General features: G+C 59.6%; 5 protein-coding genes. 2 read left to right on the top strand and 3 right to left on the bottom strand.

Features of this window, described 5'->3' with window-relative positions; all coding sequences use genetic code 11:
• Positions 1-19: 19 nt before the first annotated feature.
• On the bottom strand, positions 20-1,585 hold the full coding sequence (locus tag ACR0KC_RS10355; RefSeq protein ID WP_480771811.1) for an ABC transporter substrate-binding protein: 1,566 nt from the start codon (positions 1,583-1,585) through the stop codon (positions 20-22).
• Between the two features lie 25 nt (positions 1,586-1,610).
• Positions 1,611-3,587, bottom strand: a complete 1,977-nt coding sequence (locus ACR0KC_RS10350; RefSeq protein ID WP_480771810.1) for a CocE/NonD family hydrolase — start codon at positions 3,585-3,587, stop codon at positions 1,611-1,613.
• 131 nt (positions 3,588-3,718) lie between these two features.
• On the opposite strand from ACR0KC_RS10350, the gene ACR0KC_RS10345 reads away from it, so the two are divergent.
• On the top strand, positions 3,719-4,522 hold the full coding sequence (locus tag ACR0KC_RS10345; RefSeq protein ID WP_170407624.1) for a helix-turn-helix domain-containing protein: 804 nt from the start codon (positions 3,719-3,721) through the stop codon (positions 4,520-4,522).
• A 65-nt stretch (positions 4,523-4,587) separates the two neighbouring features.
• On the opposite strand, the gene ACR0KC_RS10340 is transcribed toward ACR0KC_RS10345, so the two are convergent.
• Entirely contained in the window at positions 4,588-5,625 is a 1,038-nt protein-coding gene (locus ACR0KC_RS10340) for a zinc-dependent alcohol dehydrogenase family protein (protein WP_480771809.1), read from the bottom strand.
• 270 nt (positions 5,626-5,895) lie between these two features.
• On the opposite strand from ACR0KC_RS10340, the gene ACR0KC_RS10335 reads away from it, so the two are divergent.
• Positions 5,896-19,221: a hypothetical protein gene (locus ACR0KC_RS10335; RefSeq protein WP_480771808.1), complete on the top strand. Its 13,326-nt coding sequence runs from the start codon at positions 5,896-5,898 to the stop codon at positions 19,219-19,221.

Here is a 19,221-nt window from a genome sequence, read left to right as displayed (position 1 = left end):
ATAGCCGACCTTGGGGAGGTCAGGTCGCCTTGCCGAAATACCGCAGCAGTGCCAGACCGTCGGGTCTTAGCGCGGGGGTGACACGAGCCGAATGAATCACCGGTGTCGCCTCGTGGGTGATAAAGCGGTAGGCACCACTTTCTTCCATCAGATCCTGCGCCCGCTGATACATCTCAGCGCGTTTGGCCACATCCGCTTCCTTGAATGCCGAGTTGTGAATTTCGTCAAATTCAGCGTTGCTGAACCGCTCCCAGTTCCAGATGCCGACCTGTTCGGTGGTGAACCAAGCCGTCGCATAATATGGATCGGGGGTCATCGAGAAGCGGTTCAGAACCAGTTGCAGGTTCTCGTTGTCTCCGCTTGCCCAGAATGCACCGGATTCCAGTACGTTGACTTCGACCGTGATCCCGATCTGCGCCAGAGTTGCCTGAATGATCTGAGCCGTCGTTGTGAAAGTGGTCTTGTTCAGCGTGTCCAGCGTAAGCGTCACATTGGTCTCGCCAGATTCCGCCAGCAATTGCGCCGCTTTCTCGAAGTTTGCCGCCGGAGGGACCAGAGATTGTGGGCGGTGGCCCGCAAGGCCAGGTGCGATGATGCCTGTCGAGGGTTCAGCGGCTCCAAAATAGGCCGCCTCTAGGATGCTTGGTACGTCGACTGCATGTTGAATCGCCTGACGCAGTTTTGGGTTCTGAAGCTTGGGGTGATCCAGATTCATGCCCAACCAGACATAGAACAGTGAGGGTTTCTCGACCAAAGATCCGCCGTTCGGAACACCGGCCCGATAGCGTTCAACCGATCCCAGCGAAACCCGAGTCATGTCCAGTTCGCCCGCCTCAAAGGCGATCTCGGCGGTGTTTTCGTCGTCGATCGGCAGGATTTCGATTGTGTCCCATGTTGGTGCGTCACCCTTCCAATCCGGGTTGCGCTTAAGCACGGTTTTTTCTTTGGGTGACCAGCTGTCCCGCAGATAAGGGCCGGATTCAGCGACCGGATCAGCCCCGATGCGGCCCCCTGCGGCCTCGACCGCAGCTTTCGAGACGATGTTGCCGGTTATGTAGGGCAGGGCGATCGACCAAATCGGAGCAAACGGCTCGTTCAGAACGATGGTACCTTCGCGTTCGCTGCTCACTTCGACATGGCTGAACGGACCCAAATCGGGCTTGTTCGGGCTTTCGGTCACATCGTCCACGATGCGCTCCATGCTGAATTTCACGTCTTCAGCGGTCATCGCACCGAAGCCATTGGTGAAACCGATATCATCGCGTAGGGCGAACTTGATATGGGTCGGGTCAACCTGCTCGATCATCGCCGCCGCATCCAGCTGCCAACCCCATTCCTCGCCGGGCTTGTATTGGATCAACTTGTTGTAAATCGAGGCATGCACTTCTTCTTCGACAACACCGACGGAATGTGCGGGGTCCATGTTCTGGGCATCACCATAGGCGCGCACCCGCAACACCCCGTCATCAGCGGCGAAGGCGCGATTGGCCCAGCTTGCAGGCAGCGCGGATGCCGCCCCAAGCGCAGTTGCCCCTTTCAAGAAGCCCCTGCGCCCGACATTTGCTTTTGTCCATTCGATTTTCATGATGTTCTCCCTTGGGTCAGATCGTTTACAGAAGCCTGCGCGGGATGGTTTTGTTCCATTCCTTTGTCAGAACTTCTGTTTTGTCCGCGCCTTCGGTGGCGCGCAGTTTTCGATGCAGATAGAAATTCTCGACGTCACAGGTCATCGCGTTTTCGGTGCTGATCTCGACCTGCCATTCGTCCCTCTCAAACGTGAAACGCCAGCCCGCCTTGAATTGCGCGGTCGCTGGGTCATCGGGATGGATCGCATAGCGCATGGCGACGTGGCTTCCGACGATCAGGCCGTGGCCGGGGTCCTGTGCTTTGCCGTAGTCGTCGAATGTCTCAAGTACGACGGTTCCGTCCGCTTCGATGCGCCGTTCGGATCGGCCCGACGGCGCGCGCAGCTCGGTGCTTTGCAACGTCGGATAATCCTGCGCTGGTCCGGGATGTGCAGGATCAGCTTCCTCAGACATCGTCCGAACCGGCAAATACAGCGCCGAACCTTGCAGTTGTAACGTCACCTCTGCCGCTTCTGGCGCAGGCCAAACGATAGGCCAGTAAGCGGTAGACAGCGCAAGACGCAGGATATGACCGGGTTTCACGCGATGCGCGCACTCATTTAGTGCGATTTCCGCACTGTAGACCTGACCGGGAACCAACGCTTCAGGGGTCTCGTGGCTCTTGTAGTGCGTCAGGTTCAGCGCCCGATAGGTGATCCGCTGAGAAACCCCATCCGGGGCGACATCACACAACCGCGCTATCAGTTGGACTACCGGTCTGTCCACGGTGAAGGACAGTTTCAGTCGCGCCCGTCCAAGCAGTTCAAGCGGTTTGTCCAGCGGTGCCGTATCGAAACAAAGCGACAGTGCGTCATCGGCTGCTTGATCTTCGGCCAACTCATTGTCGATCCGCATGCCCGGGCAGAAATACCCGCCAGCCTGTCCGATATGGGCTGGATTCGATACGGTTGTCTCGGCCGTAATGGCGACGTCGGAGAACCCACCCAATCCCAAATGCCAGACTTCATCACTGACATTGGGCGACGGCCATTCTGTCTCGGCGATCCAGCGGCCCTGCCTGGGTTTGTTCTTTTTGCTCGGGCCAAAATGATCCTGCATATAGGTTCGGTAGGCGGGCAGGTCTTCGGCGCCATTCTGCTGCCCCTTCAGCCAGCGATCAAACCAGCCGATCACCTCGGAATGGAAATCCCCTGCCTCCAGTTTCGAGATATGCGGATAGCGGTGCTCCCACGGTCCGATCAGCGCCTTTGACGGCACGGCCAGATTTGCTGCCAGCGCTGGCGGAGCGTTGACATATGCATCCGACCAACCCGTTATCGCAAGAACCGGAGCTTGAATCGCCGACCAATCCTCGCAAACCGAGCCATGTTTCCAGAACGCGCTGCGCGTTGGATGACGCAGCCAATCGGCTGCTGAGAATGGTACATTCTCAAGTCGGGCAAGCCAGACTTCTCGCCAATCAGATCGCAGCTCGGGGTCTGCGGGCCGTGTCAAATAGGCGAACATCTGACTGCCCCAGTTAATATTGTCGCTTAACAGGCAGCCGCCCATGAAATGTATGTCATCGGCGTACCGATCCACGGTCGAGGCAACACTGACCACCGCCTTGAGCTCGGGCGGATGGCGAAAGGCCAGCTGCAGCCCATTGAATCCTCCCCAGGAGATACCGATCATCCCAATGTTTCCGTCGCACCAGTTTTGTGCGGCGATCCAACTCAGAACGGCTTCACCATCGCGGAGTTCCTGTTCCGAATACTCGTCGTCGAACTGCCCCTCGCTATCACCGGTTCCGGCAATGTCGACGCGGATGCAGGCGTATCCTGCCTCGGCAAATACTGGATGAGTGGTTGCATCTCGCGGCGCAGTTCCATCCCGCTTGCGATAGGGGAGGTATTCCAGAATGGCGGGTGACGGCCCGGTTTCGGGCAACCAAATTCGTGCAGCCAGTTTCCGACCATCCGGCAGTGGGATCCAGGTGTTTTCGATGATTTTTGTGGACATTCGGAGCGAGGTCCCGTTGTTGCGTTTGGTACAGCCAACCCGCATTCCGAAAATTATTGAACTGAGCTACTTTACGCGCTTTTATTCAATCTTTAGCATTATAGCGTCAAAACGCGAAAGAAATGACGCTTATGTCCGAAAGTTTTTCCGCAAATTTACGGTCTTTGTGCGCCGAGCGAGGCAATATCTCGCAAGTCTGTCGAGAAATCGGCCTGAACAGGCAGCAGTTTAATCGCTACCTCAACGGCGAAAGCTTGCCATCAGCCCACAACCTGCGCCGTATCGCTCGGTATTTCGATCTGCCTGAGGCGCAGCTTTTTGCGCCTCGGACAGATTTTGAAGAAACTTTGAAAGACTCGATCGTCCGTCGGAAAGAAACTCCTGCCAGCTTGTTTGTTAAGCCGTACAGTGATCAGGTGAAGAATCTCAGACGCTATGTGGGCTTCTATCATTCTTTCTTTTGCACCCCGTCTTGGCAGGGGCGCATTTTTTGTTCTCTGATCCGACTTAAGGAGGTGGATGGCGTCGTGACGATCCGCTCGCACGAAAACGCCACGTCCCCGGACAAAAGCGTTCGGCAGATTTCGCGCTACGAAGGGCTGGTTGCCCTGCGCGGTAACAGGATCTTCGCCACCGAACATGAATGCGGCAAGGAAGGAAGCATTGCGCAGACCATCCTTTATTCCGCACATCGCCAACAGCTAAAATACTTGCGTGGCATGACAATGGGTGTGGCTTGGCGGCCGTTTCCACACCCTTATGCGGCGAAAACAATCTGGAAACGGCTTGATGAGCGCATTACCGCCCGTGAAGCGCTCACTGCCTGCGGTGTCTATTCAGAACAGAGTAAATCAATCGACCTGGCGGTCCGAAAGTACCTTTTGGGATCAGGCGATGCCCATTTTTCAGCGATACCAACAGAACTTGCCAATTGAGTGATGCATTTTGAAATCGCCGTTTAGTGGCGCCATTTTCGCACGGGGCGGATCCTGTTTGTGACTCAGAACCTTGTGATGACCGTCGCACCGATTGAGGTAAACTTATCCATCCCTATCAAGGCCTTGGGTGCGTCTTCCAGGCTGATTTTTTCCCCCACCAACCGCGCCGGATCCAACTTGCCATTTTTAATCATGTCGAGCATCGCGCCATAGCGATGCGCCTGCATCCCGTGCGAACCAAGCAATTCGATCTCTTGTCCTACGATCTTTGGCATGGGTACTGCTGGCGAAGCGTGATCACCCAGCATCAGACCGACCTGAATGTGCTTGCCGCGCGGACGCAGGCAGAGGATCGAGTTGGTCATAGTGACGGGATGACCCAAAGCGTCGATTGACACATGGGAGCCGCCTTTGGTGATTTCGCGGATCGCTTCGGGAACATCAGCATCTGTACCGTTAATGGTCGCAACTGCACCCAGTTCTTGCGCAAGTTCGAGTCTGGCTTCGTCTAGATCAACCCCGATGACATTGGCCCCGACGGCGGCAGCAATCATAACGGCTGACAGACCGACCCCACCGCAGCCATGTACGGCAACCCATTGACCGGCCGAGACCCTTCCTTGATCGACGACCGCGCGGAATGAAGTGGCAAACCTGCAGCCAAGGCTGGCGGCGGTTGCAAATTCCATGGTTTCAGGCAGCGCGACCAAATTAAGGTCAGCCTGATGAATTGGCACATATTCCGCGAAACTGCCCCAATGGGTAAAGCCGGGTTGCTCTTGATACAGACAGACTTGTTGATGCCCTGCGTGACATTCGCTGCACGTTCCGCAGCCGCAGACGAAAGGCACGGTTACCTTGTCGCCAACTTTCCAGTTCTTTACATCCCGTCCGACGGCTTCGACCACGCCAGCCAACTCATGACCGGGTATGTGAGGCAGCTCGATATCACTGTCATGCCCCATCCACCCGTGCCAATCGCTGCGACAAACGCCAGTGGCTTCGACCTTCAGAACAACGCCATGAGTATCGGGTGCAGGGTCGTCGACTGTGACAACCTTGGGGGTTTGTCGGAACTTCTCGAACAGGACAGCCTTCATAGTGTGCTCTTTCATTTTTTCGAAAAGTTGTGTGAACCTAAACCAACTCAGCCGAACTGATCCAGCCTTAGGGATGAACCCAGGTTGTGGCATTTTAGCACTATTTTAACCAAATCCAGTTTTAGACAAATTTAAGAAATCCACTCTCCTTAAACTTGCGCATATCTTTCTTTAGGTGGTGATGGGGAAATTCCCAAAAGCAATGTGTTGCTTTTGGGTGCAGCTCTTCTTTGCTTTCTGTGCTGGTGAATTGGGTTGTAGGGTCTCAAGGTGTCAAAGTTTTCAAACCTGCTGTTTGCGCTTTCTATTTTTCTATTTAATTCAACATCTTTGCTTGCCGCGCCGACTGCAGATTCAATTGTTGGAGACACTGTTAACAACCCTGTGACTGGTCTGGATACGACAGTCACTGCACTGATCGTGGATCCCGCTTCAACACCTACAGCCGGGACGACGGCTTTTGTTGAGACGGCGGATGGCTATGTGTTTCTCGTCAAAGATGCCGGCGAGACAATTTACAACTCCGACAATCCCCCACTGGCATTTGAGATTGTATCCATAACGGGAACAACGGCTCAGATCAGTAATTCTGGTGCGACCGGAACGGCCAGCTTGTCCACTCAGCTGACCCTGTCTCAGTACAACAGCAACTTCAACAGTTCGGGTACTCCTGGCTCTGTCACCCCGCCGGTGAACGTCTCCGGACCTAACGGTGTGAGCCAGGTCGTTTACGGGCGAGATGGCAGCAATGGGCGCGATGGTGCGCTTGTTGTGCCACCAAGTTCAGGTGGAAACGGTGCCGATGGCCCAACCCAGACTCAAACCCTGAACGGGAATGTCAACGCAACCAGCAATGTCGGTTGGCAAGTGGGTAGCGTTGGCGGTGACGGTGGTCAGGGCGGCGACTCGTACCTGAGCTTTTGGGACGGGCGCGATGGCGGCGACGGCGGGGAAGGCGGCACGGTAAACGCAACACAATCCTCGAGCAGCACGATCCAGACATCGGGCGACGGCTATGACGGTATATTTGCCTTCAGCCGCAGCGGCGAGGCTGGTGATGGTGGCAGCGGCTTCGCGGCTCCGGGTGGGGGCACCGGTGGCCACTCGGCAGATGGTGGCGACGTAACCGTTACGCAGCGGGGTGACATTTCTACGTCCGGCGACTCGGCTGATGGCATCTATGCGCTGAGCGTGTCGAACAATGGCGGTAATGGTGGGTCACAATGGGGGCTGGTTGGCTCGTCCGGTAACGGAGGCTATGGCGGTAGCGGTGGCACCGTAACGGTAAACACGGCCTCAAGCGGTAGCATCTTGACGACCGGCGACTACGCGAACGGGATTTACGCCCAATCCATCGGCGGTTCGGGGGGGTCAGCGGGGACAAGTGGCAACTTGTTGGTTTCGCTCATTGGCGGGGCCGATAATGGCGGAAATGGAGGCAGGGTTAACGTCTCGCACGGTGGCGCGATTGAAACACAAGGTGATTTCGCGCGCGGTATTGTTGCCCAGTCCATCGGCGGCGGCGGCGGTTCGGGCGGAACTGCAGGCGGTCTGGTATCCCTTTCTCTTGGTGGCGTGGGCTCGAACGGCGGTAGCGGGGACTCGGTGAATGTCACTGTGCAAGGTTCGGGAAGCATCCTGACTTCGGGCATTGGGGCTGACGGTGTCATGGCGCAATCCATCGGCGGCAGCGGCGGAACCGGTGCAAACTCCTATGGGCTTGTTGCGATTGGTGGCACAGGATCTCGGGGCGGAACGGGCGCTGCAGTGAGCGTCAGCAACTACGGGCGTATTGTAACCGAAGACGACAACGCCCGCGGGATTATCGCGCAATCCATCGGCGGCGGTGGCGGTGATGGTGGCTCGTCCGGTGGAATGGTCTCGGTCGGTGGCAATGGCAGCGGCGGTGGCAGCGGGTCCACTGTGACGATCGTGAATGACGGGATCATCACCACTTCGGGTGATGATGCGATGGGTATTCTGGCCCAGTCGATTGGTGGCGGTGGCGGCAATGGTGGTTCGTCCGGTTCGGTAGGTGCGTTTGTCGGGGTAGCCATCGGTGGTGATGGCGGGGCCGGAGGGACCGGTGGCAATGTCAATGTAACCTTATCCAACACCGATGGCAGCCAGCCGTCGGCTATCCGGACTTCGGGCGCGCGCTCGGCAGGTGTATTTGCACAATCCGTCGGCGGCGGTGGCGGCAACGGTGGCGGAGCGGTCTCGGTTGCGGTTGGCGCATTTGGCGCGGCATCGGTCTCGGTTGGTGGGTCCGCTGGCAATGGTGGCAACGGTGGGACGGTCACGCTTAGCGGCAGCGGTTCAGCTTCTGTACAAACCGGTGGTGACGACTCGGTTGGGGTGATGCTGCAATCTGTTGGCGGTGGTGGCGGCAATGGTGGCTATGCCGTATCTGTCGCAGCGTCAGGCGGCCCGGTATCGGGTTCGCTGGCTGTTGGGGTTGGCGGTGACGGTGGTACGGGCGGCACGGGTGGTCCGGTCACGGTTGGCCAGTTCGATGGTAGTGGCGTCGCAACAGCAGCTGGGTTTGAAGGCACTGTCGTCACGACCGGAAACCGGTCGACAGGTATGCTGTTTCAGTCCGTCGGCGGTGGTGGTGGCAATGGTGGATTGGCGGTCGCCACGACCGGTGGCGCCTCGGCACTATTTTCGGGCAACGTATCAGTTGGAATTGGCGGCAAGGCCGGCAGTGCGGGCAATGGTGGACTTGTTCAGGTCTATACCAATGCTGACGTGACCACGACTGGCACAAGCTCCAGCGCGATCATCGCCCAATCCGTGGGTGGCGGTGGCGGTAATGGTGGTGGAAGCATCGCGGCCGGTATCAGCGCAAGCGGAGGCGCTGCGGTCGGGATCAACGTCGGTGTCGGCGGAGATGGTGGAGGTGCCGGTATCGGTGGCAACGTCACTTTGCGTGCCGGTGGGACCTCAATCGAAACCAGTGGCGCATTCTCCAGCGGTGTCGTTGCGCAATCCGTTGGCGGCGGCGGTGGTAATGGTGGTTATGCCATCGGTGCCAGTGCCGATATTGCGGGCGGCGCTGCCGGGTCCATCAGTGTAGGCCTCGGCGGTAAAGCTGGCGGTGGAGGTGCGGGCGGTACAGTGACGGCCCAAGTTGATGCGGATGTTACAACCCGTGGGGACGATGCCGGTGCGGTCGTGGTTCAATCCATCGGCGGTGGCGGTGGCAATGGCGGCTTCAGCGTCGCTGCTGGCTTGGCGGCCGGCGGTGGCGGTGCCGGAACGATTGGAGTCGGACTTGGCGGCGACGGAGGCAGCGGCGGCATAGGCGGTACGGTAACCGGCGTGCGCGTCAACGGCGACGTTCGGACCGAAGGTGCGCGCTCGACGGCTGTCGTTATTCAATCCATCGGCGGTGGCGGTGGTAATGGTGGTTTCAATGTCACCGCCGGAGTGGCAGCGGCAGGAGCCGGTGCTGGGTCAATTGGCGTCGGGCTCGGCGGCAACGGCGATACAGGCGGCAATGGCGGCGTGGTTGAAGGCCAGGTTGCAGGAAACGTCACAACAGTGTCCGAAGGTTCAGGCGGCGTAGTTTTCCAATCCATCGGCGGCGGTGGTGGCAATGGTGGCTTCAACGTGACGGCCGGTGTTGCTGGTTCGGGGGCAGGTGGCGGTGCCGTCACCGTAGGCCTTGGTGGCGACGGCTCAGGAGGTGGAATCGGTCAATCGGTGACCGGTCGCGTCACAGGCACAGTAAGCACCGGTGGCGCGGACTCAACTGCCGTTCTGGCACAGTCCGTTGGCGGCGGCGGTGGCAATGGTGCTTTTAATGTTAGCGCGTCACTTGCAGGGGCTGGGGTTGCGAGCGGTGCAGTTTCAGTTGGCCTTGGCGGCGACGCAGGTACGGGCTCGACGGGTGGCACAGTCAATCTGACGATTACAAATACGATTGTAACTGTCGGGGACCGTTCTTCAGGCGTCGTCGCCCAATCCATCGGCGGTGGTGGCGGCAATGGTGGGTTTAATATCTCGGGGACTGGGGCCGGTGCAGGTACTGCAAGCGGTGCGGTCAGCGTCGGGCTTGGTGGAACGGGCGCAGGTGGCGGTAATGGCGGGTCGGTTACGCTAAGATCCAGTGGGACAATTCTGACGCAAGGCGACTCGGCGACAGCATTCCTTGCGCAGTCCATCGGCGGTGGCGGAGGTAACGGCGGGTTTAACGTCAGCGCATCGGTTCAGGGATCGGGCACTGCAGGGGCTGGCGTCTCGGTCGGATTGGGTGGCAACGGCGGCGGTGGCGGCGATGGCAGCACGGTCGATGCCACATCGAACAATGCGGTTGAAACGCAGGGGGATCAGTCCTCGGGCGTCGTAGCGCAATCCATCGGTGGCGGAGGCGGCAACGGTGGGTTCAACGTAGCCCCGGTTCTGTCGGGCGCAGGTACAGCCAGTGGTGCGGTGAGTGTAGGACTGGGTGGTTCAGGTGATACCGGCGGCAATGGCGGCATTGTCACGCTGACCTCGAATGGCACCATCCTGACGGATGGCTTCGCCTCTAGCGGGTTTGTTGCGCAGTCGCTTGGCGGTGGCGGTGGTAACGGCGGGTTCAATGTCTCGCCCACCGTGTCCGGGGCTGGAACGGGTGCGGGATCAGTTTCGGTTGGTCTGGGCGGCTCAGGGTCCGCCGGGGGTGACGGCAGTTTGGTGACGGCCAGCACAACAGCTAACGTGGTAACCCGAGGGGATGCTTCGGTGGGTATCCTCACGCAGTCCGTTGGTGGCGGCGGTGGTAATGGTGGCTTCAATGTCTCACCGGCTTTGGCTGGGGCCGGCACCGGATCGGGCGCGATCAGCGTTGGTCTGGGTGGGTCCGGTGGCAGCGGCGGCACGGGGGGTGTTGTTGGCCTGACGGTTGCCAATAGTGTTCAAACCGAAGGTGCGCAGTCCAGCGCAGTTGTGGCGCAATCAATCGGCGGCGGCGGCGGCAATGGCGGGTTCAACGTTTCTGCTTCCGTCGGTGGCGCAGGTACGGGTTCTGGCGCTGCGGCAGTTGGCTTGGGCGGCCGTGGAACTGGCGGCGGTGACGCCTCGGCGGTCACGGCGAATGTAACCGGGAATCTGATCACGCAAGGTGAAACCTCTAGCGGTCTCTTGGCACAATCTGTGGGCGGCGGCGGTGGCAATGGTGGCATGAACGTCTCGGTTGCAGTGGCCGCGGCGGGCACTGGCTCGGGTGGGGCATCCGTGGGTCTTGGTGGCGCGTCCGGTACCGGCGGCAACGGAGGCACAGTTGAAGCCACATTGAACGGAAACGTCTCGACACAAGGCGATGAATCCGGCGGGGTGATCGTGCAAAGCCTTGGCGGCGGTGGTGGCAATGGAGGCATGAATGTTTCCGCCACAGTCACTGTCGCAGGAACCGGCAGCGGTGGTGCGTCTGTTGGTCTTGGTGGCAGCGGTGGCGACGGGGGCGACGCGGATACGGCCGAAGGCACGGTCGTTGGCAGTGTTACCACTACCGGTGACAATTCTGGCGGCGTCTTGGTGCAATCTGCTGCGGGTGGCGGCGGCAATGGCGGGCTGAACGTATCAGCAGCCGTGAACATCTCGGGGACCGGGGGCGGCGCCGTCGGGGTTGGCATCGGTGGCTCGGGTGGCGATGGCGGTGCTGCGAGCGCGGCGACGGGGTCGGTCACCGGCGATGTCACTACAAGTGGTGAGAACGCGACGGGCGTTCTGGTCCAATCCGTTGGCGGCGGCGGCGGTAATGGCGGCGTCAACATTTCGGGCGCTCTGAGCATCGCACGCACTGGATCGGGTGCGGCAGGTATCGGCGTGGGCGGCTTCGGCGGCAGTGGCGGGACCAGCGGGGTAGTCGACAACATGTTCTCTGGCAATGTGAGCACCTCGGGTCCGCGGTCGGCTGGTATTATCGCACAAAGCCTTGGCGGAGGTGGCGGCAATGGCGCCACAAACATTTCCGGGGCCATTTCTGTAGCCAGCAACTATTCCGGGGGTTTGGGGATCGGCGTCGGCGGCTTTGGCGGGGACGGTGGTGCGGCAGATAACGTCACGCAGCGGGTCACCGGAGATGTCATGACAACCGGTGATGACTCGGTCGGCATTCTGACGCAAAGCCTCGGCGGCGGTGGTGGCAACGGCGGCACCAACATCTCGGCAGCGTTGTCTCTGTCCCGATCAGCCAATGCGACGGTCGGCATCGGTGTGGGCGGCTTTGGCGGCGGCGGCGCTGATGCCGGAGCGTTGGTGCAATCGACAATCACCGGCGGAGTGACCACGACCGGCGATCGCAGCACCGGGATCCTGACACAGAGCCTTGGCGGCGGTGGTGGCAACGGCGGCACTAATATCTCGGCCTCGTTGGGTATCAGCCAGGAAAATGGCGGCTCGGTCAGTTTGGGCGTTGGCGGCTTCGGTGGCGGGGCGGGTAACGCTGGTGAAGTGAACAGCACATTGCGCTCAAGAACGGACAGCAGTGGCACAACTTCGGTGGTAACCACTGGCGTAGACAGTATTGGTGTCATAGCCCAGTCGGTCGGCGGCGGCGGCGGTAACGGCGGTCTGAACGTTTCTGGCGCTGTCAATCTCACCGGCAAATCCGGTGCAGCGGTTGCCCTGGGACTTGGTGGCTTTGGTGGCGGTGGTGGCAATGCCGATGCGGTCACGTTGGATGTTCAAAGCGATGTAGTGACGGCGGGTGACGGGTCGCATGGTCTGTTTGCGCAAAGCCTTGGTGGCGGTGGCGGTACCGGGGGCGTGAATATTTCGGGCACTCTGGCGCTGACTAAACCATCGGGGTCGGACACGATCTTTTCGGTTTCAGCGGGTGTTGGCGGCTTTGGCGGGGCCGGTGGTGATGCAAGCGATGTCGATCTGGACTATACCGGCAATGTACAGGCCGTACCGATGGTCGAGCAATCGGATGGCACTTTCGCCGTTGATGAAAGCAAAGGGGCCAGTGGCATCATTGCCCAGTCGCTTGGTGGCGGTGGCGGTGACGGCGGCACGAACGTCTCGGGCGGCCTCGCGATAAGCGGCAAACCCGGTGCGGGTCAGACGGACAGCAGTAAATCCTATGCGGTTGTCGTGGGCGTTGGAGGTTTTGGCGGCGGCGGTGGAGATGCCGGAAATGTTGATGTGAACATTGGCGCGGGCAGTACGATCACAGCTCACGGCACTGGCCAATCCGGCCTGCTGGCCCAATCCGTTGGTGGCGGCGGTGGCAACGGTGGTCTGAACGTGTCAGGCGGGATCGTATCCGACAGCTCTCTGATCGTGGGCGTCGGTGGTTTCGCAGGCGATGGCGGTCAGGCCGGAGACGTCACGGTCACCTCGCAAGCGGATATTACGGTTACAACGAACCCGGACGATATCTCGATCCCCAACACAACGACGTTCGAAGACAAATTGCGCGATTTCCTGGGCGACTCGATCGTTGATGAGACCGAGGAATTGGCGTCGAACTTCGGGTTGGAACGCCTGTTCATCGACATGGGTGTCTTCAACGAAGAAAAGCCGGATACTGACGGTTCGGCGGGTCTACTGGCGCAGTCCATCGGCGGCGGCGGCGGCAATGGCGGTCTGAATGTCTCGGGTGGAATTGCGCTCAGCAAAGATGGCAAGATCCCTTCGGTTACGTTTGGCGTCGGAGGCTTTGGCGGTGACGGCAATGTCTCGGGCAATGTGGGCGTCAATCATGCGGGAACTGTGTCAGTCGCCGGCAACTGGAAACATGGAGTTTTGGCCCAGTCGATCGCAGGCGGCGGTGGCAACGGTGCTTTGAATGTGACCGGGCAGCTGAACTATGGCGACTCCAACAACTCGGACGGCAAAACGGATCTGAGCATTGTGGGCGGCCTTGGCGGCCACGGAGGTACTGGTGCGGATGCGGGTGACGTGTCGGTCACTCAGACCGGCAACATCGCAACAAATGGCTATCACGCGCGCGGAATCTTTGCCCAGAGCATCGGCGGCGGCGGTGGTACCGGCGGCATTAATGCGACCTTTGTTGGTACCAAGGACAGCTCACCTATCGCGATGGGGATCGGCGGCTTTGGCGGCGGTGGCGGCGATGCGGGTGACGTGACCGTCGCGCGTGGCACAGCGGCCCTTGCTGCGGGGACAATCACGACCGATGGCGTTGGATCGCACGGTATCGAGGCGTCGAGCATTGGCGGTGGCGGCGGCGATGCGGGGATCAACGCAGTTGTGGGTATCAGCAAGACCACCGGCAACCAAAGCAACGGCGGCACAGGCGATTCATCCGATCGTAAGACACCGACCAATACCGGCGTCGATGACTCGGTCATCGCCAACTACAACGCGGTTTTGGATGAGCTTGAAGGCAAGGTGAACCCTGCAGATTCCTCTGGCAATAAAACCGGTGTGTCAGCGGTGGTTGCCATCGGTGGCGATGCAGGTACGGCAGGGGACGGTGGCGAGGTCGATGTTGATCACTATGGTGATATCGTCACCTTGCAAGATGGCAGCCACGGTGTTTTTGGGCAATCCATCGGTGGTGGCGGCGGCAACGCCGCCTTGAACCTCGGCATGACCTATGAGCTTGCCTCCGACGCGACCAACAAAGGCTTTGGCTTGGCCATTGGCGGTGGCACGGGTGAGGGCGGCATCGGTGGTTCGGTGGATGTGCGCAATACAGGCGACATCGCGACCTCGGGCGCAGATTCCCATGGTCTGTTTGCGCAGTCCGTTGGCGGCGGCGGCGGCAATGCTGGCTACAACTCGGCATCGACGTCGGTTGATGGTGGCAATGTAAACATCCAGATCGGCCGCACGGGTGGAACCGGGGGCAGCGGCGGGGACGTCTTTGCCAGCTCGAACGGCGCGATCAGCACGACGGGCAACCGGTCTTATGGCTTCTTTGCACAGTCCATCGGCAATGGCGGGGGTAACTCGTCATCAACTTCGGTCAGCATCGGCACCCCGAAATCCGGCGACAGCAAAGGCAACAAAGCCAGCCTGTCAGTCGGGCTTGAAGGCGGTACGGGTGGTGCAGCAGGCGATGTGACTTCTGTAGTGGCGGGCACCGTCGTCACGCAGGGCGATGACGCACATGGCGTATTTGCGCAGTCAGTTGGCGGCGGCGGAGGCAATGGCGGTAAGGCCAGCAACTCGGCTGGCAAGGGCACGTCAATTGCCTTGTCCATCGGTGGCACTGGTGGCACCGGAGGCGTTGGTGGCACGGTGGACGTGACCAACACTGCCCAGATCGCAACGTTCGGAGATCGTTCGATTGGGCTGATGGCGCAATCCATCGGTGGCGCAGGCGGAACTGGCGGCATGGTACAGGCCGGACAATCGAACCTCGATACCATCAAAGCTGTGGTCAACCCGTCCACAGTCGGCACCACAGCATCGATCAACATAGGCGGTACCGGTGGGGACGGTATGACCTCGGACATCGTGACCGTAGTGAGCGACGGAATAATCAGCACCGCAGGCACCATGGCCCATGGTATCTTTGCGCAGTCCGTCGGAGGAGGCGGCGGCATGGGTGGTGTCGTGGAAAACCGCATCATCAGCCTTCGTAAAGAGATTGGAAACACCGCGACCTTGTCCATCGGCGGCAACGGCGGCTCGGGTGCGATGTCGGCGGCGGTATCTGTGACCAACCGGGACGTGATCCTGACCACGGGCGACAAGTCGGTTGGTATCTACGCGCAATCGGTCGGCGGTGGCGGCGGTGATGCACAGCAGGTTCGAAACATTATTCTGGGCCGGTCCTCGGAGGGGTCTACGACAAACGCGATCCTTATTGGTGGCACCGGCGGCACCGGTGGTTCTGGCAGTACAACCACTGTTGTGAACGAAGCCGATGGTACGATCGTGACCAGCGGAGCCGAAAGCCACGGTATCTTCGCGCAGTCTATCGGCGGTGGCGGCGGCAATGGCGGATCGACAATCTCGGTTGATGGTCGCTATGGCGGGGCCGAGGCGAGCACTCGGCGGGCGTTGCAGTTTGGCCTGGGTGGCTCGGGTGGTTCCGGTGGAACCGGAGGCAACGTGGCCGTCACAAATGCGGGTACGATCATCACCATTGGTGCAGGTGCGCATGGCATCTTTGCTCAATCCGTTGGTGGCGGCGGCGGCAATGGTGGGAGTTCGATTACTGGGACGCTGCGGCTAAAGACTGGGGACAACAGCTCTCCGACCGCGCAGTTGAACATCGGTGGTTCGGGTGGCAGTGGCAATGCTGCCGGAAACTCGGTTGTCACCAATACCGGCGACATCCGCGTTGATGGCGAAGGTGCCTACGGTATCTTCGCACAATCCGTCGGTGGCGGTGGTGGCAATGGTGGATTGGCCGTTGCGATGGATGTGAATGACCTCAAAAACACAATGACCGGCAAGTCATACTCGAAGATCGCCATTGGCGGTTCTGGTGGCGACGGGGCGGATGGTGGAGATGTCACGGTCAACCATACCGGTACGATTGTCGTGAACGCTGAAAACGGGTTCGGTATCTATGCCCAATCCGTTGGTGGCGGCGGCGGTAATGCGGGATATTCGGTATCGTCGCCCTTGGTCTCGGCGCTGGACTACACGATCTCTCATGTGTTGGGCGCGCGAGAAGGGACCACCGGATCGGTGGGAACCGCGACTGTCAATTCAACCGGTGACATTCTGGTGAATGGTGCAGGCAGCGAGGCCATCTTCGCACAATCCGTCAATGGCGGCGGCGGCAACTCCGAAACATCGGTCGACTTTACGACCGCGACGGCAAGCGCGGGTGGAACCGGCACTGTTTATATCAGTGACATCTCGCTGGGCGGTGATGATGTTTCGGGCACGGCGGGCAGCCAGGTTGCCCAGTCGCACGTCGGTAACATAGCGACCACCAGTGACCGCTCGACAGGTCTGATGCTGCAGAGTGTTGGCGGCGGTGGTGGCACATCGGCCAACAACATCAGCCTTCAGGATGGCGACGGTATCGAGATTGATGCGCGCCTGGGCGCGATTGATACGAATGATGCAGCAGGTGGCGATGTGTTCGGCAGCCGGACTGGCGATGTCGGCACTGATGGTGCGTTTTCCTCGGCAGGTACGGCGCAATCTATTGGCGGCGGCGGCGGTAAGCTGGTGCTCAACAGCACGGGCACGGCTGATACCAACAGGTTTGCTTCGGTAATCCTGGGGTCCGATCCAAGCTTCCGCAACAGCGGCGGTGATATCGATCTTGATCTGAATGGAGATGTCTTCACCAGCGGTGACCGGTCCTTTGGCCAAAGCGTTCAAAGCATCGGCGCGGGTGGTGGTGAAGCTGTCGTTGCTGGTCTTGGAGGCGTCGATGTGACCCTCGGGGCTCAGGACGATTCAACTGGAGATGGCGGCAACGTCGATTTCACCAATACCGGTGACGTAAACACAAGTGGTACCGGATCGCATGCGTTCGTGATCCAGAGCATCGGCGGCGGCGGTGGTCTTGTCACGACAGACCTGGACCCCAGCCAGGTGACCGTAAATCTGTCAGCAGCGAATGGCGGGGACGGCGGGGACATTCTGTTCTTGCAAACTGGTAACACGGTCACCAGTGGAGAGAACGCGATCGGTGTCGCCGCGCAGTCGTTGGGTGGCGGCGGCGGCATCGTCGATTCCATATTCCGGGGTGCCGCAGGTGGCGCCGGGTCGGGCGGTGCTATCGACATGACCCTGACCGGCAATGTCTTGTCGGTCGGCGACGGTGGCATTGGTGTCTTTGCACAATCCGAAGGCCGTGACGGTGCAGACGCCATTATGCTTGGGTTCGATGGTGTTGTCATGGGCGGCACCGGGCAAGCGAACTCGGTTGCCTCGATCATTGTCGAAGGAGGTACCGACAACACGCTGACCCTATCAGAAGACACGGTGCTGATCGCGGGCAATAACCAATTGGTGAACGGCGGCGATGGCAATGAACAAATCACGCTGTCCGGACGCGCGCTTGGGAACCTGAACCTTGGTGACGGGACGAATGGCCTGACCGTGGAAGATGGTGCAACCTTCTATGCATTGGATACCGTGAATCTGGGCGACGCCGGGCTCATGCAGGTGGATGGCAACTTGGTTCTGGGCGCAAATTGGGGCGTCGACGGAGGCCTGACGGCTGCTGTTCAAGCGGATGATTTTTCCTTCACCGAAAATGTCAGCCAGACCACGAACGTGACCGGAAGTCTGGCCTTTGGCGGCACTGCGACTTCAACGTTCGACGTGTATTTCCGAACCACTGGCATATCGGGTGGAGACAGCGATCTGATCAATGTCACCGGGGATGCCACCATTGGTGGTACATTGGTGCCGCGGTTGAACACGCTCGAACGCGCATTGCCGCTTGTCATCATCAATCCCGATGGAACGGCCGCAGATGCTGGCACGACCATCCAGGACACTGTGGTTCTGGATTACTCCATTGGTTTGAACGGGGCGACTTCGGACGGCAGTTCGATCGATCTGGTGATCACACCAGACTATTCGACGCCTAGGATGAACTCCAACCAGACCGCGATCGGTGACTATATCAATGATGTCCTGAACGGGCGGGGAACATCCGACCAGGGCGAGCTTTTGGCGCTGATCGGGAACATGCAATCCGAGGCCGATGTGATCGCGGCCATTGAGAGCTTGTCGACAGCGGACTACGCCGCAGATGCGGTGGATGCGTATTTTGGTACGCGGGTATTCGCGGATACGCTGCAAAACTGCGAACGCTACACCAATTATCAAGCCGGGGATGATCCGCGTAACTGTATCTGGTTTACCGGCGGCCGCTATTTCTTCGACCGCGAGCAGACCGGGATTTACAACGATCTGAACGTCAATAACACCAATTGGTCGGCGGGTGTCCGTCTACCGGTGGGGGATGAGTTGTATGCAGGGTTTGCCCTGGGCTACGACCAGATCAGCCTGCAGAACGGATCGCAATACAATGCATCCGGCGATCGGTTCAATCTGGGCGCATCGCTGACCAAATACACGGGCGCGTGGGAGTTTGCGGCCATGCTGTCGGCAGGTTGGTCGAACTACGATACAAGCCGTGCAGGTGGGATCCGGGGCGTTTTGCCCAATGGCACTATTGTGGACACCGTTGGTGTCAGCGAGATCAAGCACAAGATGAACCACCAGAACCTGCGGCTCAGCCTGGCGTATGATCAAAGACTTGGCGCTGGTGGAGCGTATCTGCGCCCCGAACTGGCCGTCGATGCGACGCGGTTGGCGACGGAAAGCAATGGCGATGCCACTTTGTCAGGTGTCGTCTTGCAGGACGACAACGAGATGATCTATTCGCTGACGCCGTCGATTGAGATCGGGACCGAGCAGATACTGAGCGCCTCGCAGAAACTGCGTGCGAGCCTGCGCGCCGGTGCCATCCTCTCGTCTGACGACACGGTGTCGGTAACCGCTGGCTTCAGTGGGGCCAGCGCCGCCGATGGAGGGTTCGTGAATACCAGCTATATCGGTGACGCCCACGGCGTCGTGTCCGCGCGGTTGGGATTGTTTGCTTTGGATGACAGCAGCTTTATCAACCTGAGCCTGGACCATATGTTTGGAGACTCAACCCAAGCCCTGCAGGTTGGCATTGGCCTTGGGATACAATTCTAG

The sequence above is a fragment of the Ruegeria sp. CF3 genome (genome assembly GCF_056537365.1).
This window is presented reverse-complemented; position numbering and strand designations above follow the sequence as displayed.

Excerpts from the sequence above, each read along its gene's own strand:
- ACR0KC_RS10355 (WP_480771811.1), bottom strand. The coding sequence starts at position 1,585 with ATGAAAATCGAATGGACAAAAGCAAATGTCGGGCGCAGGGGCTTCTTG.
- ACR0KC_RS10345 (WP_170407624.1), top strand. The coding sequence starts at position 3,719 with ATGTCCGAAAGTTTTTCCGCAAATTTACGGTCTTTGTGCGCCGAGCGA.
- ACR0KC_RS10350 (WP_480771810.1), bottom strand. The coding sequence starts at position 3,587 with ATGTCCACAAAAATCATCGAAAACACCTGGATCCCACTGCCGGATGGT.
- ACR0KC_RS10340 (WP_480771809.1), bottom strand. The coding sequence starts at position 5,625 with ATGAAGGCTGTCCTGTTCGAGAAGTTCCGACAAACCCCCAAGGTTGTC.